Below are 14866 nucleotides of genomic sequence, written 5' to 3'. Positions count from 1 at the left end.
CATCCACCCCCACCCGTCTGTCCGCGATCGTTTTCAGCCCATGCGACCGACCACCGCGGCTCGCTGCGAGAGGGTCGCCGCCGCGGCTCGCACGGCTGCTGCCAGGTGATCTCCCCGGATGTCGGCGGACGCTCCCGCAACGGAGATCGCGGCGAAGGGCTCACCTCCTGCAGCCACGACCGGGCTGGCCATGCAGGAGCGACCGATCACGCATTCTTCCCGCTCTGCGGCCACGCCCGCTCCTCTGACCTGCAGCAGCTCCCGCGAGAGCGCATCGGAATCCGTGATCGTGTGCGCCGTTCGCGCGACCAGCCCGCCCCGGATGACCCGTTCGACGACATCCGGCGGAGAAAAGGCCAGGATGGCCTTTCCGACGGCCGTCGCATGAGCAGGGAGTCGTCCGCCGATCCTCGCGTGCGGACGAATCGCCGGCTCGCTTCGCGCTATGGCCAGGAAGACGACGTCCGTTCCGTCGAGCACCGCCAGCTGGACGGACTGGGACGTGAGGTCTCGCAGCCCAGCCATCACGGGGTACGCGAAGTGACGCAGCTTGCGCGGCTGCGGAACCGTCTGCCCGAATTCGAACAGCCTCGCTCCGAGGTAGAACGTATCGCCCTCGCGGTCGAGCATCCCCTGCTCGACGAGCTCGCCGGCAATGCGGGAGACGGTCGATTTGGGAAGGTTGGCGTGCCGCGCGAGCTCGGAGACCCCCAAGCCCTCGTCGTACTCACCGAACGCGTCGAAAACCGCCGTGATGCGATCGAGCACGCTGACCGCGTTGGTCCATGCCGCAGACCGCATGACCTAGGCCGGCGCCAGGCGCCGCGTGACGTTGCTGCTGGCGGCGCGCACCAACGGCGCGACGCCGTGGGGGTCCATCACATCGCTGGGGCCCGCGAGCGATATGGCCCCGAGCACGACGCGATCGGGCGAGAGAACGGGGCTCGCCACAGCCGCGATGCCTGGGTACGACATCTCGATGTCCATCGCCACGGCGGCTGCGCGCACGTGCGTCAGCTCCTCGCGGAACCTGCGAGCGGCGACGGCGACGAGCGGCGCGCTGATGCGGTTCACGATGCGTTGATCATCGCAGAACGCCAGATACGCCTTTCCGCTGGCGGTGGTCAGTACGGGCGACCTCATCCCCGCCACCGTCGGCAGCGTCGGAAGTCGACCGGGAACGGCGGCCAGCGACACCATGTCGTCACCCTGCTGGATCCAAAGGACTACCCGCTCTCCAGTGGTCTCGCGAAGATTCCGGATGACAGGTGCGGCGGCGCCGATCAGACGGCGTGGCAGACTCGCCCGCGCTCCGAGCTCGAACAGACGAAGGCCCAACACGATCCCCTCGTCCGTCCGGGCGAGGTAACGCTGAGCGGTCAGCTCGGTCACGAGTCTGGACACGGTCGACTTCGGCAGTCGCGTCCGCACGGCGATATCGGTGATCGACGCGCAGCCGTCAGACTCCTTCACCGCGTCGAACACCGCGATGATCCTTCCGAGCAGCGACTTCGGCGCCTGTGCGACCGTGTCGGGTGCGTTCCATTCGGCGAGACTCGACATCGAGCATCCTCTTCCACAGGGTTGAATCGGCTTTGATCACCCCGTATTGCGAACGTACTGGTTAGTACGTTTCCAGGCAATGCCGAATTCGACCCAGATGAGCGCCAGCGCCGGCACTCCGAGAGGATGTCATGCGAATGTCCCCTACGACGCGCCGCCTGACCGGTGCACCCGTGGAGAAGCGCACCGCACCGCACCGGAGTCCGAGCACCGCGGCGGCAGCCGGCGACGGCCGCGTCGTGGAGCGCGCATGAGGACCCGCGCCGCCACGGAGCGCGCGCAGGCCAAGCACCTGGTGGGACTCATCGGGGAAGGGATCGGCTCCTCACTGACTCCGCCTTTGCATGAGGTGGAGGCCGCCGCGCTCGGGCTCGACTACGAGTACCGCGTTCTGGATCTGCTCACCCTCGGTCGGGCGCCTGAGGACCTGGGAGCCCTGATCGCCGACGTCGTCGCCGAGGGGTACGACGCCGTGAACATCACCCATCCATGCAAGCAGATCGCCTACCGGCTCGTGGACGAGGCGGACGATGACGCACAGCGGCTGGGAGCGGTGAACCTCGTCCTGCTGCGCGAGGGGCGCACCATCGGCTACAACACCGACTGGATGGGTTATCGAGACGGCCTTGTCGCCGGGCTTCCCCGCGCCTCATTGGCGCTCGTCGTTCAGCTCGGCTGCGGTGGCGCGGGAGCCGCCACCGCCTATGCGCTCCTGATGTGCGGTGCGGTCGACCTGCGGCTGGTAGACGCGGATGAGCGCCGCGCGCAGGATCTCGCCGACACGCTGCAGGAGCTCTTTCCCTCAGCACGGGTGCGCTACACACCGGCGGTGGACCTCGGGGACATCCTCGCGGTCGCCAGCGGGGTCGTGCATGCGACCCCGCTGGGCATGACGCATCACCCCGGAGTCGCCTTCGATGTGGAGCGCCTGGGGGAGGGCACCTGGGTCTCGGATGTGGTCTATCGTCCCCTTGAGACGGAGCTGATCCGCAAGGCGGCGCAACGCGGTCTTCCGGTGCTGGACGGAGGCAGAATGGCGGTGGGTCAGGCCTTTGCAAGCATGGAGATCATCACGGGGGTTCGTCCCGACCGCCAACGGATGGAGCGGCACTTCCGCTCGCTCATCGAGCACGAAAGCGGAGCATTCGGAGTGGCGAATGGTTGAGGCGGAAGAAGCGGCCGCGCAGGCCACGACGCCCCGCGCGATCCGAAGCCAGGAGGATATCCTCGAGGTCGCCGTGGCCGAATTCGCTGCGAATGGGTACGCGGGGGCCCGCGTCGATGAGATCGCGGCGCGCACGCGGACGACCAAGCGGATGCTCTATTACTACTTCGGGTCGAAAGCGGGACTTTACCTCGCCGTCCTCGAACGCGTATATGCCCAGATCCGTCAGGTCGAGCGCGACATCCGGGTCGATGAACTCCCCGCTGACGAGGCACTGCGCACCATCGCGGTGGCAACCTACGACCATCACACGACCCATGAAGCGTTCATCAAGCTGGTGAGCATCGAGAACATCCACCAGGCGCAGCATCTGCGCAGGTCCGAGACGATCCTCCGTGAGAACGCGACCGCGATCACACTCCTGGAGGAAGTGATCGAGCGAGGCGTCGATGCCGGGCTCTTCCGCAGCGACGTCGACGCCGTCGACGTGCACATGATGATCAGCGCCTACGCATGCTTCCATGTGGCGAATCGACACACGTTCGCCGCGATCTTCGACCGCGACATGCTCGCTCCCGCCCTGCAGGAGCCGCACCGCAGGCTCATCGGCGACATGATCGTGGCCACGATGACGTCAGGGCGCTGAGCCGCGTCCCGGGCTTCGGAGCCGGGTACTCACGACATAGGCGGCCGCGCCGACACCCATCACGGCGAGCCCGATCCCCGCAAGCGCGGTGAAGTCAGGCGCGTTCGGGCGGGGCAAGGAGACGTCGCGGTCGACCTGAGCCGGCGGAGCCACGGGGGCCACGGGGGCCACCTCCGGCGTGCGGGCGATCTCCACGTGGATGACGACGCCGTGGGGTCCGCGAAGGTCGGCGTCGTCTGCGGCGGATGCCGGGGGCGCGCCACCGACCGGGAGAGCGATGGCCAGGAGGACGACGAGCACGATCACCGGCGCCCCGCGTCGCGACGACCGTGCGGAACCCGCAGATACGGACTCTCGGCCTTCCTGCCGGGCCTGTTCGATGAGGGCGCTGACGAGGCGCTCGCGGCGACGGCGGTCCCGCCACATGAGCCAGATCAGCAGGGCCGCCAACGCAATCGCAGCGAGCTGCGCCCACGGGATCGCGACCACGACAGATGCCGCCGACGCGGAAGCCGTTTCTCCGGCGGCGAGTTCGTCGCTCACGCCCGTCGCGGAGGCGACCACCTTCGTCGAGTAGGCGAAGAGCGGCCAGACCGACGACACGCGCACGGTCCCGGATCGGCTCTCACCGGGTGCCATCTCGGCGATCGGCTCCCCCGCCACGGTGAAGGACACCAGGCCGAACAGCGCGCTCGCCGCGACCTGCGGGGCGACGGCGAGCCGCGTGTTGCCCGTGTTATCGATGGTGTAACCGATGTCCAAGCGTCCCGGATCGAAAGGATTCCACGACCCGGTGAAGGTGCCGGTCGACTCGACGGCAAGACTGGGCGCGAGTTCACCCGTCACGCGTGTCATGACCCGGAATCCGACGCGGGATTCGATACCGAACTCGCCATTCGAGCTCGTGCGGATGCTCGATGCGACGCCCCCTGGGTGATCCCCCGGCGTCGCATCGTCGGGCACCGTGATGGTGAACGGGACGATCGCGTCACCGCCCGAGGGCACCTCGACCTCATCGGGCAGCTCGATCCAGGTGCCGACGCCGACGGACTCCTGATCCGCGGTGAGCATGTTGAACCGGCCGGTCTCCGTGAAGTAGCCGTCGGCAGCCGACAGCCGGAAGGTCACCGTCGACGCGCTGAGGTTCCGGACCAGGAGATGCTCGACGACGCTCTCCCCCGGCTCGAGTTCACGCTCGATCCACGCGCGGCCGTCTTCGCCGGCCCCGTCACTGGGCCTCATCGACCACGTGACGTCGCCGTCGGGCTGATCATCGGCGTACGCGGCCGGGGCCGAGGGAATCGAGAGCAGCGCAAGGGCGAGCGCTGCGATCGCGATGCGAGGGAGGAAGCGGTTCATTCGGACCTTCGGGAGGGGCGGGGGCGCGACGGTGCGAGGACATGAGGATGCGGCGAGGGCGCCGCCCCCAGGCAGCACCCCCGCCGCGACCGTCACTCGAAGAGCGACAGGGTGAGCACGGACGTGTACGACCCGGCATCCACCTGCGTCGCATCGACCTTCAGCTGCAGTCCGGCCGTCGCGCTCCACGAGCCCTGCGAGTAGGTGTCGACCTCATCCCAGTTGACGTAGAGCAGCTCCCCGTCTGCGAAGGCGAGACCCTCGCTGCCGGGGTCGTCCACCACGGTCTCGATGTCGCCGCCGGGCTCCACCGCGGGGCCGTAGTCGCCGACGAGCATCGGCGTCCACCCGAGATGCTCGGCACCGATCATGCTCGCCCCCGAGACGAAGTCGCTCGCGGTGCCGTGCACCGCCCACGGCGCGCCGGGCACCACCGAGCGGGTGTCCGTGACGGTGACCGTCGGCAGCTGGCCGGTGAACTCTCTCACCAGCGGGTCGCCGCTGTCGACCTCCGTCAGTGTCGTCTCGGCAGCGGCGACGGTCATCGCCAGCACCCCCGAGGGGTAGCGGTCGGTGACCTCGACGTTGATCTCGACCTCGTCGGTCTCGTCCGCGGCGGCCACAGCCGTGCCCGCCGACGCGAGGAGCAGCGCGCCGAACGCGACGGCACCCGCCCGTGTGAGAATGGTTCGGTTCATCATTGAATCTCCTTTGTCTGATCGATCGGTTCGTCCCAGCCGTCGTGGCACCTCAGGCGGGAACAGGGGTGCAGCGGCGACATCAGCCGGCCGGGAAGGCCTCGAAGCCGGCGGTCTTCGTTCGGGTGAGCGTCCTGCCGTCGATGCTCGCCGTCGCCGTGACCGTGACCTCACCGGCGGTGATCGATGCCCCGCGGGTGTTGAGCGACACCGAGACCGTCCGGCCGGGCGCGACGTCGGTGAACGTCTTGTCGCCGAACGGGCTCGAGATGACGATGTCCACCGGGACCGTCGCATCGTTGAGAGCCGATACCGAGAGGTACACCTTGCCCGCCAGCGACCGCGGCGTCGTGGTCACGTGCAACGTGTCCTTCGACACGGTCACCGTCGCGGTGGAGGTCAGCTGCCGCTGCACCCCCGAGGCGTCGATGGTGTTCAGCCTGACCGTCAGGTCCGTCTCGCCGACCGGCACGTTGTGGTCGAGGGCCGCCGCATCGAACTCGAGGATGAGGTGGTCGCCTTCGGCCGTCACGTTCGACGCAGGGATGGGCGACACCGACAGTGGCGCCACCACAACCGCTCCGCTGTCGTACGCGTGTCCGGCCGGCAGGTCGAACCGCGCGGAGACGGTTCCCCTCACGTCGGTGAACAGTCCGGAGGGGGAGCCCAGCGAGAGTCGATCGGGCGTGAACGTCAGGGCAGCGGGCTGCGCCTGCGGCTCGAGGTAGACCTCGATCTTTCCGGTGGGTCGCGGATCGGTGCAGTCGTTGAAGAAGTACTCACCGGCACGGTCGAACGTGTGCTCGTAGGTCTCCCCCGGCTGCAGCCTGGCGTTGAACTCCCCCTCGAAGAACTGCGTCGCGCAGTGGGGCTTGAGGTTGGGGAAGTTCGGGAAAGTCTCCACCCCCGGGTTGCGGAAGGTGACCGTCGTTCCGACCGGCACCCGCAGGTGAGTCGGCTGCATGGCGCCGGTCGCGACACTGTCCTGCGCCGCTGCGGTGTCGTCGGTACGGCTCGTGCGAGCGAGAAGCACCGTGTTCGCGACCGTCTCGCCGGCGACGGCGGAGCCACCCACGGGACGTCGGATCGTCAGCGGCGCGGTATCGGGACCTTCCTGGCTCCCCGAGTCCGCGGTGTAGCTTCCGCCGAGCTTGAAGGCCCAGAGCGAGTCTCCCTGCGTGACGGATCCGCCATACGGATTGGTCGATCCCGCTGCGAAGACGGCGATGTACTGCTCCCCGTCGACCTCGTAGGTCACGGGAGCCGCCGCGATGCCGGAGCCGGTCTGGAATTCCCACAGGACATCGCCTGTCGTGGCATCCATGATCAGGGCGCGGCCGTCGATCTGCCCGACGACCAGCAGGTCGGAAGCGGTGGTCAGAGGTGACTGACCGTGAGACATGTCGGTCCCGAGGTGATTGGTCCACGCGACCTCACCCGTCGAGGCGTCGTAAGCGAGGATTCCGCCCGTCTGATACTGGCCGATCGCCCGCAGCCCGTTGGCCGATGCGCCGTTGTAATGCGCCACCGGGTTGGTCCCATAGGGGAAGTAGACGAGGTTCGTGCTGTGGCTGTACGACTGGCTCGACCAGTCCCCGCCGCCGTTCTGACTGGTCGTCGACAGGATCGGCGCGTCCCACTGCGGGTCGTACATGCAGCCTTCCCGGTGCCCCGAGGAGCCCTCCGGATAGGTGAGGTAGGGCTCGTCCGCCGCGACATAGCTGTCGGGGTTGAACACGAGGTTTCCTTCGGCGTCGGGCTGGTAGCCGTTGTAGTTCGGCACCGCCCGCCAGGGGTCGCCCGGAATGTTGTCCGTGCCGAGCTTCTCCCACACGACGCACTCCGGCAGCAGGCGTGACGCCGGGAAGGGCTGGGTGTCCGGCTGGCTCTGTCGCGAGTCCGTGATCATCGGCTTCTGGATCACCGGAAGGACCGGCTGCCCGTTCGTCCGGTCGAGCACGAACTGATGCCCGGACTTGCTGCCGTAGAAGACGACCTTGCGCTCCACGCCGTCGACCTCGATGTCGGCGAGCGTCGGGGGGTGGACGTTGTCCATGTCCCAGATGTCGTGGCGGATCGACTGGTAGTGCCATTTGTACTCACCGGTGCCGGCATCCACCGCCACCATGGTGGTGGAGAACAAGTTGTCTCCCGGACGCTGTGACCCGTCTTGCGAGGTGTTGCAGCTGCGGGGGTTTCCGAACGTCATGTAGTACACGTTCAGCTCGGGGTCCACCGCTCCGTGCATCCACGAAGTCGCACCGCCCTCTTGCGCACAGTCCGTCCCGTCAGGGAGCACCGGACCCCACGTCTCGGACGCATCGAAGGTCACCCCGTCGAGCCCGGTGAAGGTCTCGCCACGCTGCGGCCCCCCGAAGAAGTGCCAGAGGTAAGAGCCATCGTCGGCGTCGAGCGCGACGACCGCGCCGCGGTCGCCGTCAGCGGCGTGGGCGAAGACCATCCCGTTGTAGTACACCGTCGCGACTTTGCCGACGCGACCCACGTCTTCGCCTTCCGGGCCCGTCGGCTGGACAGCCCAGACTTCCGCTCCCGTCGCCTGATCGAGTGCGACGACCCGATTGCCTCCCGCGAGGGTGAAGATCTTCCCGTCCCCTGCCGACACCCCGCGGCGTGTCCCCGACAGACCGTACGCGCCGCCCTCCCATTTCCACGCCGGGGCGCCTGAAGCACCGTCGACGGCGATCACCCCGCCGCTCGGGGTGTCCATGTAGATCACGCCTTCGACGACGATCGGGGTCGTCTGCTGACCCGTGTCGTCGGTGGCGGGTGCGACTGCAGAGACGTGCGTGCGCCAGGCCGGGGCGAGTTGATCGAGATTGTCCTTCGCGATCTGAGTCAGACCGGAGTAGTGCTGGTTGCCGAGGTTGCCGCCGACCGTGGGCATATCGGCACCGGTCGGCTCGAGCCCGGTCAGACCAGCCGGCGGAACGGGTTCGGACCCGCTGCCCACCGCGAGGGCGGGTGAGGTTGAAACTGCGAGCGTCAGCGCCATCGCGCACACGCCCACGGCCCCGAGCTTCGTTCTCCATGTCTTGTGCATCATCTGCTCCTTGATCGCCATCGATCGGACGGATGGCGGTCTGGGGCCGCCGCGCGTCTTGTGGGTGAAGCCGGGTTGCCGAACTGGGATCGGCGACCTGGGCCAGCGCTCGGGAGACTAGACCGGGCTTTTTCTCAGGGGCAACCGAACGGCCCACCGAGTGGCACACGTCCGGCGGACGACCCTCGGCGCCCGGCGCGCGCGAGAGATGGGAGGGCCTTCGGCCTACTGGGTGGGACGTCCTTTGCCCCCGCATCGGGCGCGTCCTACCGTCGTGCCGAGCCGGAGCGCTCCGCGCCTGCAGCGCTCGAGGCGTCAGCCCGATCAAAGGAGATCAGATGAAATCGCTCATATACTCGGGGGTCGCGCTCCTCGCAGCAGCGACGCTCGGGACCGGCATGCTGGTCGGCGGACCGGCCCCGACCAGCAACGACCGCCCCGCACGGGTGGCGGTCAGCACCGTGGCGACCGACCCCACCTACGGGGTGTGTCGTGGGATTGATCCGGAGTGTTACACCGATGGTGGGAACGGGTGGGTCGAGGGCGAGGAGAAGCGCGTCCTGATCTGGAGCCGCACCGCGGGTCCGCGTCACGCCCACCTGGGCACGGCGCTGCCGGCCGGTGTGAACCCGCCGTTGGGTGAGAACAACATCGCGCAGGCCGCGCTCAAGGCCTGGCTCGAAGAACGCGGCATCAAGGTGGACTACACCGAGGACCTGGCCGAGTTCACGGACCTGGAGCGTTACCACACGGTCATCAACCTCAGCGGAAACCGGGACACGTTCGACAACGCCGCTCAGGACCGGTTGACCGCCTACCTCCGTGACGGCGGCGGCTTCGTCGGCATCCACAACGCGTTCGGCGCCGAATACGACTGGCCGTACTACGAGGGCCTGCTCGGCGGAGCGAACTTCCTCAACCACGGTCCGAACCGTGAGGGAACCGTCGAAGTCATCAACGACAAGGACGTCTCCACGTCGTTCATGCCGGAGACCTGGCCCTTCAAGGACGAGTGGTACAACCTCCGCCCCTACCCGTCCAACGTCAACGTGCTCCTCGAAGTCGACCAGGCCACAAGCGAGGTGCGACCCGATGGCCACGGGGCAGAACACCCCGTGAGCTGGTGCCAGTACTACGACGGCTCCAAAGCATGGCTGACCACCCTCGGCCACGACGTCGCCGCGTGGACGGACGCACCCCTGCCCGGAGACGAGTTCTTCAAACAGCACGTCCTCGCCGGCATCGAAAGCACCATGGGCGTCTCCCCCTTCTGCGCGCCGGCGACGGATGCCCCCGAGGTGACGGTCACGCCGCGCACGCTCTCGTCCAAGGCGTACCTCTCGGTATCGGTGCGCAACCCCTCCGATGTACCGGTCTCCGTGAAGGTGCAGGCGTCGTTCGGATCGAAGTCGTTCGCGAACGTGCGCCCCGGCGCGACCGTGGCTGCCTCCCTCAACTCGCGGGTGATGCCGCTAGCGGCGGGATCGGTCACCGTGACGGTGACGGGACAGCGCAACGGCGAGACATTCACCGAGACGGTGGTGACGGATTACGGGGCCTACTACGGGGTGTGTCGTGGGATTGATCCGGAGTGTTACACCGATGGTGGGAACGGGTGGGTCGAGGGCGAGGAGAAGCGCGTCCTGATCTGGAGCCGCACCGCGGGTCCGCGTCACGCCCACCTGGGCACGGCGCTGCCGGCCGGTGTGAACCCGCCGTTGGGTGAGAACAACATCGCGCAGGCCGCGCTCAAGGCCTGGCTCGAAGAACGCGGCATCAAGGTGGACTACACCGAGGACCTGGCCGAGTTCACGGACCTGGAGCGTTACCACACGGTCATCAACCTCAGCGGAAACCGGGACACGTTCGACAACGCCGCTCAGGACCGGTTGACCGCCTACCTCCGTGACGGCGGCGGCTTCGTCGGCATCCACAACGCGTTCGGCGCCGAATACGACTGGCCGTACTACGAGGGCCTGCTCGGCGGAGCGAACTTCCTCAACCACGGTCCGAACCGTGAGGGAACCGTCGAAGTCATCAACGACAAGGACGTCTCCACGTCGTTCATGCCGGAGACCTGGCCCTTCAAGGACGAGTGGTACAACCTCCGCCCCTACCCGTCCAACGTCAACGTGCTCCTCGAAGTCGACCAGGCCACAAGCGAGGTGCGACCCGATGGCCACGGGGCAGAACACCCCGTGAGCTGGTGCCAGTACTACGACGGCTCCAAAGCATGGCTGACCACCCTCGGCCACGACGTCGCCGCGTGGACGGACGCACCCCTGCCCGGAGACGAGTTCTTCAAACAGCACGTCCTCGCCGGCATCGAAAGCACCATGGGCGTCTCCCCCTTCTGCGCAGGATGACGGCTGTGAGCGCCCCTCGCTGAGGTGCGCATCGGGGGCTCGGGCAGGCATGACGTCTGCCCGAGCCCTCGGTCGTTCCACTCAGTGGGACGTTTCGGGTCCGGTACGCGACCGGATGGATACTCCACACATGCGTTCCGCTGTCGGATGCGAGCGCGTATCGGTGCTCGACCGCATCCTCTCCATCCTCAACGCCGTACGCGAGGCGGGGGGATCGACCACGATCGCTCAGCTCGCTGTCTGCACCGGCCTGCCGAAGTCGACGGTGTCGCGTCTGGTGGGCGAGCTGGTCCGGCAGCGGTACCTCACGCGTACAGACCGACAGGTCGAGATCGGGTTGCGGCTGTTCGAGTTCGGGGCGCGCGCGTCCACGCCGCGCCGCCTTCGCGCGGCGGCGATGCCGGTCCTCGCGGAGCTGTACAACGCGACAGGCGAACACCTCAATGTCGCGGTGCGCGAGGGGAGCGACATGCTCTCGGTCATCTCCGTGCAGGGACGGCTGCATCCGTCACCGTCGCGAGCAGGAGCGCGGGTGCCATCGGCGACCACGGCCTTGGGCAAGGCCGTCCTGGCATTCACGCTGGATGAGATCGGCGGGACGCACATCGGCGCGCATCTCGATGCTCGTCAGCGCGACCTGCTCGAGCGGGAGTTCCCGAGCATCCGCGCGGACGGTGTGGCTCTGGACCGGTGCGAGACGTTCCCGGGTGTGGTGGGAGTGGCAAGCCCTGTCCTCTCCCCCGACCGCGTGCCTGTCGCGGCGATCTCCGCTGCCGGCCCCGTCGACGACATGGACCCGCGGCGGATAGCGCCGCTCGTGCGCCACGCCGCGCTGGTGCTGACGCGTCGCCTGGCGTCGGCGACCCACTGATGGACGCCGACGGCGGCGACTCCCTGAGTGTGCTCGACCGTGTCACCGGGGTTCTGCGGGCGTTCGACGCGGACGATGGCGGGGTCAGCCTGTCGGAGCTCGCCCGCCGCTCCGGCCTGCCGAAGTCCACCGTGTCCCGAGTCGCGGCGGCGCTCGTCGAGCACGGATACCTCGAACGAGACGGGCGGATCCTCCACCTGGGACTGCGGGTGTTCGAGCTGGGCCAGTTGGCGCGGGACCCACGCGACCTGCGCGTCGCTGCACTCCCGGCCATGCTCGAACTGCGAGAGCGCACCGGGGAGGGCGTTCACCTCGGCATCCTTGACGGGGATGAGCTCGTCTGCGTCTCGGTCCTGCGCGGCCGCAGCGGTATTCCGTCCGGAATACGGGTGGGAGCGCGACTCCCGGCGCATCACGCGGCGCCCGACGTGATCGTCGTGGACCGTCACCCGCAGCCGCTCAGTGGCCAGGGGCGGGGTGGGGACGCCCAGGCAGGCGGCGGTGTGTCCTGCGCATCGTGCGTCTTCGGAGAGCCCGGCAGTCAGGTCGAGGGCGAGATCTGTGTCTTCAGCGGACCCGAAGGGTTCGACGCCGGCAAGATCGCTCCCCTTCTCCGCGCCGCGGCGAAGTCGCTCACGCGGCGACTGTCCCGCGGAACGTTCCCCCGTCACTGAGGCGCCTGCCGCCGCGTCGTCGACTACCCGACGCTCGATCCCCGCACGCCGTTCGGCGCCGTGATCGCCTCGAGCGCCTCGATGACGGCATCCGCGTTCTCCCTGCCGACCGCATCGCGCCACCGCTGATAGAGGGAGTCGAACCCGCGGGCGCCGATGGCGATGGCGTCGTGGCCGCGCTCGGTGACGACGAGGCGTTTGCGGCGCGCGTCAGCCGGGTCCGACGTGCGCTCGACGTAGTCCAGTGCCTCGAGGGCCGCGATCGTCTTGGCGGCAGCCTGACGGGTGACACCGAGGGCCCTGGCGAGTTCCGCCGCATTCGCGGCTCCCCCGTCGATCGCCTGCATCGCGAACTCATGGGCGACGCTGAGGTCGGCGTGACCCTCGCGCGCGAGGTCCCCCTGAACGGCGTCGACCATCGCGTCGAAGGAGCGGTACAGCAGCTGGGCGAAGCGGGCGCCGGTCATCTTCTCCACGCGTCGACGGTACCGCGGGACACGAGATCTTGACAACACGGTTGTCAAGATCTATCTTGACAACCCGGTTGTCATTCCGAGAACAGGAGCACGACATGAACGCGACGCGCGCACCCCATGGCGCATCGATCCCGCAGGTCGAACACCACACGGCGGAAGTGAACGGCACGACCCTGCACTATGTATCTACCGGGGATGCCGGCGCACCGCCGATCGTCCTCTTGCACGGGTTCCCGGAATCCTGGTGGGCCTTCCACAAGGTCATCCCGCTCTTGTCGTCACGACTGCGCGTCTACGCCGTGGACCTGCGCGGCTTCGGGGACTCCGCTGTCGCCGAAGAGGACTTCTCGAGCACCACGGCCGCGGAGGATGTGCATGCGCTGATCGCCACCCTCGGCATCGGCCCCGTGCACGTCGTCGGGCAGGACATCGGCGGCGGCACCCTGTACCGGCTGGCGAGCGACCACCCGGAAGACGTGCGGAGCATCACCGCGGTGGAGATGGGTCTTGCGGGGTTCGGCCTGGAAGCCTTCGGCGACATCACGCACGGCGGCTCGTGGCATATCGGCGTGCTGGCGGCGCCGGGTATCGCTCGCATGCTCTTCACCGGCCGCGAACGCGAGTTGCTGGAGACGTGGGCGTTCCCCTCGATGACGGCCGTGGCGGGATCGATCAGCAGTTCGGACGTCGAGGAGTTCAGCCGCGGCTACGCGCGCGAGGGTGGGTGGAACGGCGCGGCGGGCCTGTATCGGTCGATGCTGTCGGAGGGCGAGGATTTCCGCTCCCGCAGCGCGACTCCCCTGCAGGTGCCCGCTCTTGCCATCGGCGGCTTCGGCGGACGCTTCACCGCGACGACCCTCGAGCAGATCGTCGACGGGCCGATCGCGCACGTCGAGCTCGAGGGGGTGGGCCACTACGTCGCCCTCGAGGCTCCGGAGGCCATGGCTGCCGCGATCCTCGAGTTCGTCACCGGGCTCGCCCCTCAGGACGCCAGGTTCCCCGCGAGCGCCTAGAGCACCGCGGTCTCGGGCGCAGACTATGCGGTGGTGTGCGGCGCCGCCGCCGGGCGCTTCACCACTCGGGAGATGCCGGCGATGACGAGGACGATGACCAGTCCGAGGGCGAGGCCGAAGACGGCGGAGATCAGCGTGTCCACGACCCAGACGACGACGGGACCCGCGGCTTCGACCGCGTGGGTCGCCAAGTGCAGGAGGTCGTAGGGTCCCGCCCACAGCGTCTCCGCGAGATTCGCGATCACGAGGTGGCCACCGACCCAGAGCATGGCCACGGTGCCGATGACGCTGATGACCCGGAAGACGGCGGGCATGGAGGCGACGATCCGCACGCCGGTGCGCCGCACGCGGCGCGACGCGCTCTTCATGAGCCGCAGCCCGACGTCGTCGATCTTGACCAGCAGCGCAACGGCTCCGTAGACGACGATCGTCATCGCGAGACCGATGACCACCAGCGCGCCGAGCGTCATCCAGATGCCGAAGTCCGGGTCCAGGTTCGCGAGGGAGATGAGCATGATCTCGGTGCTGAGGATGAGGTCCGTGCGCACCGCGCCGAGCACAAGCTTCTTCTCATCGCGCGGCTCGTCGTCGGCGTGCGCGTGGTGCTTACCGAACCACTCGAGGACCTTCTCCGCCCCCTCGTAACAGAGGAAGCCGCCTCCGATGATCAGAAGGAACGGCAGCACCCACGGCGCGAACGCGGTGAGCAGAAGCGCGATCGGGATGATGATGACGAACTTGTTGACGAGGCTGCCGAGGGCGATCTTCCACACGACGGGCAGTTCGCGGGCGGGGGTGATCCCCTGCACGTACTGAGGTGTCACCGCGGCGTCGTCGATCACGACGCCCGCGGTCTTCGCGCTGGCTTTGAGCGCGGCTGTCAGGATGTCATCGACGACGGCGAGGAGTCCGACCGACATGTGTGACCTTCTCTTACCGGAGGACGTGGCGGCGACGCGCCGGGCACGAGGGCG

The 14866-nt window shown here is 68.1% G+C and carries 13 protein-coding genes; 6 read left to right on the top strand and 7 right to left on the bottom strand.

What is annotated here, in order from left to right; translation table 11 throughout:
- Positions 1–33: 33 nt before the first annotated feature.
- Positions 34–768, bottom strand: a complete 735-nt coding sequence (locus tag QNO14_RS01200) for an IclR family transcriptional regulator (protein ID WP_257495674.1) — start codon at positions 766–768, stop codon at positions 34–36.
- A gap of 36 nt (positions 769–804) precedes the next feature.
- The gene (locus QNO14_RS01195) at positions 805–1563 is read right to left on the bottom strand and encodes an IclR family transcriptional regulator (protein ID WP_257506927.1); all 759 of its coding nucleotides are present in this window, start codon (positions 1561–1563) and stop codon (positions 805–807) included.
- A 250-nt stretch (positions 1564–1813) separates the two neighbouring features.
- Between QNO14_RS01195 and QNO14_RS01190 the strand changes: the two genes are divergently transcribed.
- Positions 1814–2728 carry a shikimate dehydrogenase gene (locus QNO14_RS01190; RefSeq protein WP_257506928.1) on the top strand — a complete coding sequence of 305 codons (915 nt, stop codon included), beginning with the start codon at positions 1814–1816 and terminating at the stop codon, positions 2726–2728.
- Entirely contained in the window at positions 2721–3374 is a 654-nt protein-coding gene (locus QNO14_RS01185; protein ID WP_257495670.1) for a TetR/AcrR family transcriptional regulator, read from the top strand. Before QNO14_RS01190 ends, QNO14_RS01185 begins: the two co-directional genes overlap by 8 nt.
- Here the strand turns inward: QNO14_RS01185 and QNO14_RS01180 are convergent.
- From QNO14_RS01180 to QNO14_RS01170, 3 genes are all read right to left on the bottom strand, one after another.
- Complete coding sequence (locus tag QNO14_RS01180; RefSeq protein ID WP_257506929.1) at positions 3363–4733, bottom strand: DUF916 domain-containing protein; 1371 nt, start codon at positions 4731–4733, stop codon at positions 3363–3365. The two genes, QNO14_RS01185 and QNO14_RS01180, sit on opposite strands and share 12 nt — an antisense overlap.
- Before the next feature lie 92 nt (positions 4734–4825).
- Complete coding sequence (locus QNO14_RS01175; RefSeq protein ID WP_257495668.1) at positions 4826–5431, bottom strand: hypothetical protein; 606 nt, start codon at positions 5429–5431, stop codon at positions 4826–4828.
- An 82-nt stretch (positions 5432–5513) separates the two neighbouring features.
- On the bottom strand, positions 5514–8492 hold the full coding sequence (locus QNO14_RS01170; RefSeq protein WP_257506930.1) for an outer membrane protein assembly factor BamB family protein: 2979 nt from the start codon (positions 8490–8492) through the stop codon (positions 5514–5516).
- Between the two features lie 338 nt (positions 8493–8830).
- Here QNO14_RS01170 and QNO14_RS01165 point away from each other — a divergent pair, with 338 nt between their 5' ends.
- The 3 genes from QNO14_RS01165 to QNO14_RS01155 all read left to right on the top strand — a co-directional run bounded on the left by QNO14_RS01165 (position 8831) and on the right by QNO14_RS01155 (position 12403).
- The gene (locus QNO14_RS01165) at positions 8831–10858 is read left to right on the top strand and encodes a ThuA domain-containing protein (RefSeq protein WP_285184366.1); all 2028 of its coding nucleotides are present in this window, start codon (positions 8831–8833) and stop codon (positions 10856–10858) included.
- A gap of 130 nt (positions 10859–10988) precedes the next feature.
- Positions 10989–11729 carry an IclR family transcriptional regulator gene (locus QNO14_RS01160; protein WP_257495427.1) on the top strand — a complete coding sequence of 247 codons (741 nt, stop codon included), beginning with the start codon at positions 10989–10991 and terminating at the stop codon, positions 11727–11729.
- Positions 11729–12403 carry an IclR family transcriptional regulator gene (locus tag QNO14_RS01155; RefSeq protein WP_257507028.1) on the top strand — a complete coding sequence of 225 codons (675 nt, stop codon included), beginning with the start codon at positions 11729–11731 and terminating at the stop codon, positions 12401–12403. Before QNO14_RS01160 ends, QNO14_RS01155 begins: the two co-directional genes overlap by 1 nt.
- 23 nt (positions 12404–12426) lie before the next feature.
- Here QNO14_RS01155 and QNO14_RS01150 read toward each other — a convergent pair whose 3' ends face one another.
- On the bottom strand, positions 12427–12870 hold the full coding sequence (locus tag QNO14_RS01150) for a MarR family winged helix-turn-helix transcriptional regulator (RefSeq protein WP_257507094.1): 444 nt from the start codon (positions 12868–12870) through the stop codon (positions 12427–12429).
- 104 nt (positions 12871–12974) lie between these two features.
- Here QNO14_RS01150 and QNO14_RS01145 point away from each other — a divergent pair, with 104 nt between their 5' ends.
- Positions 12975–13892: an alpha/beta fold hydrolase gene (locus QNO14_RS01145; protein WP_257507029.1), complete on the top strand. Its 918-nt coding sequence runs from the start codon at positions 12975–12977 to the stop codon at positions 13890–13892.
- Positions 13893–13915: 23 nt separating this feature from the next.
- Here QNO14_RS01145 and QNO14_RS01140 read toward each other — a convergent pair whose 3' ends face one another.
- On the bottom strand, positions 13916–14812 hold the full coding sequence (locus tag QNO14_RS01140) for a DUF808 domain-containing protein (protein WP_257507030.1): 897 nt from the start codon (positions 14810–14812) through the stop codon (positions 13916–13918).
- Positions 14813–14866: the final 54 nt, after the last annotated feature.

This window comes from Microbacterium sp. zg-Y625, from assembly GCF_030246925.1.
GTDB lineage: Bacteria > Actinomycetota > Actinomycetes > Actinomycetales > Microbacteriaceae > Microbacterium > Microbacterium jiangjiandongii.
The sequence above is the reverse complement of the archived record's forward strand: the minus strand, read 5'-3'. Positions and strand labels throughout refer to the sequence as shown.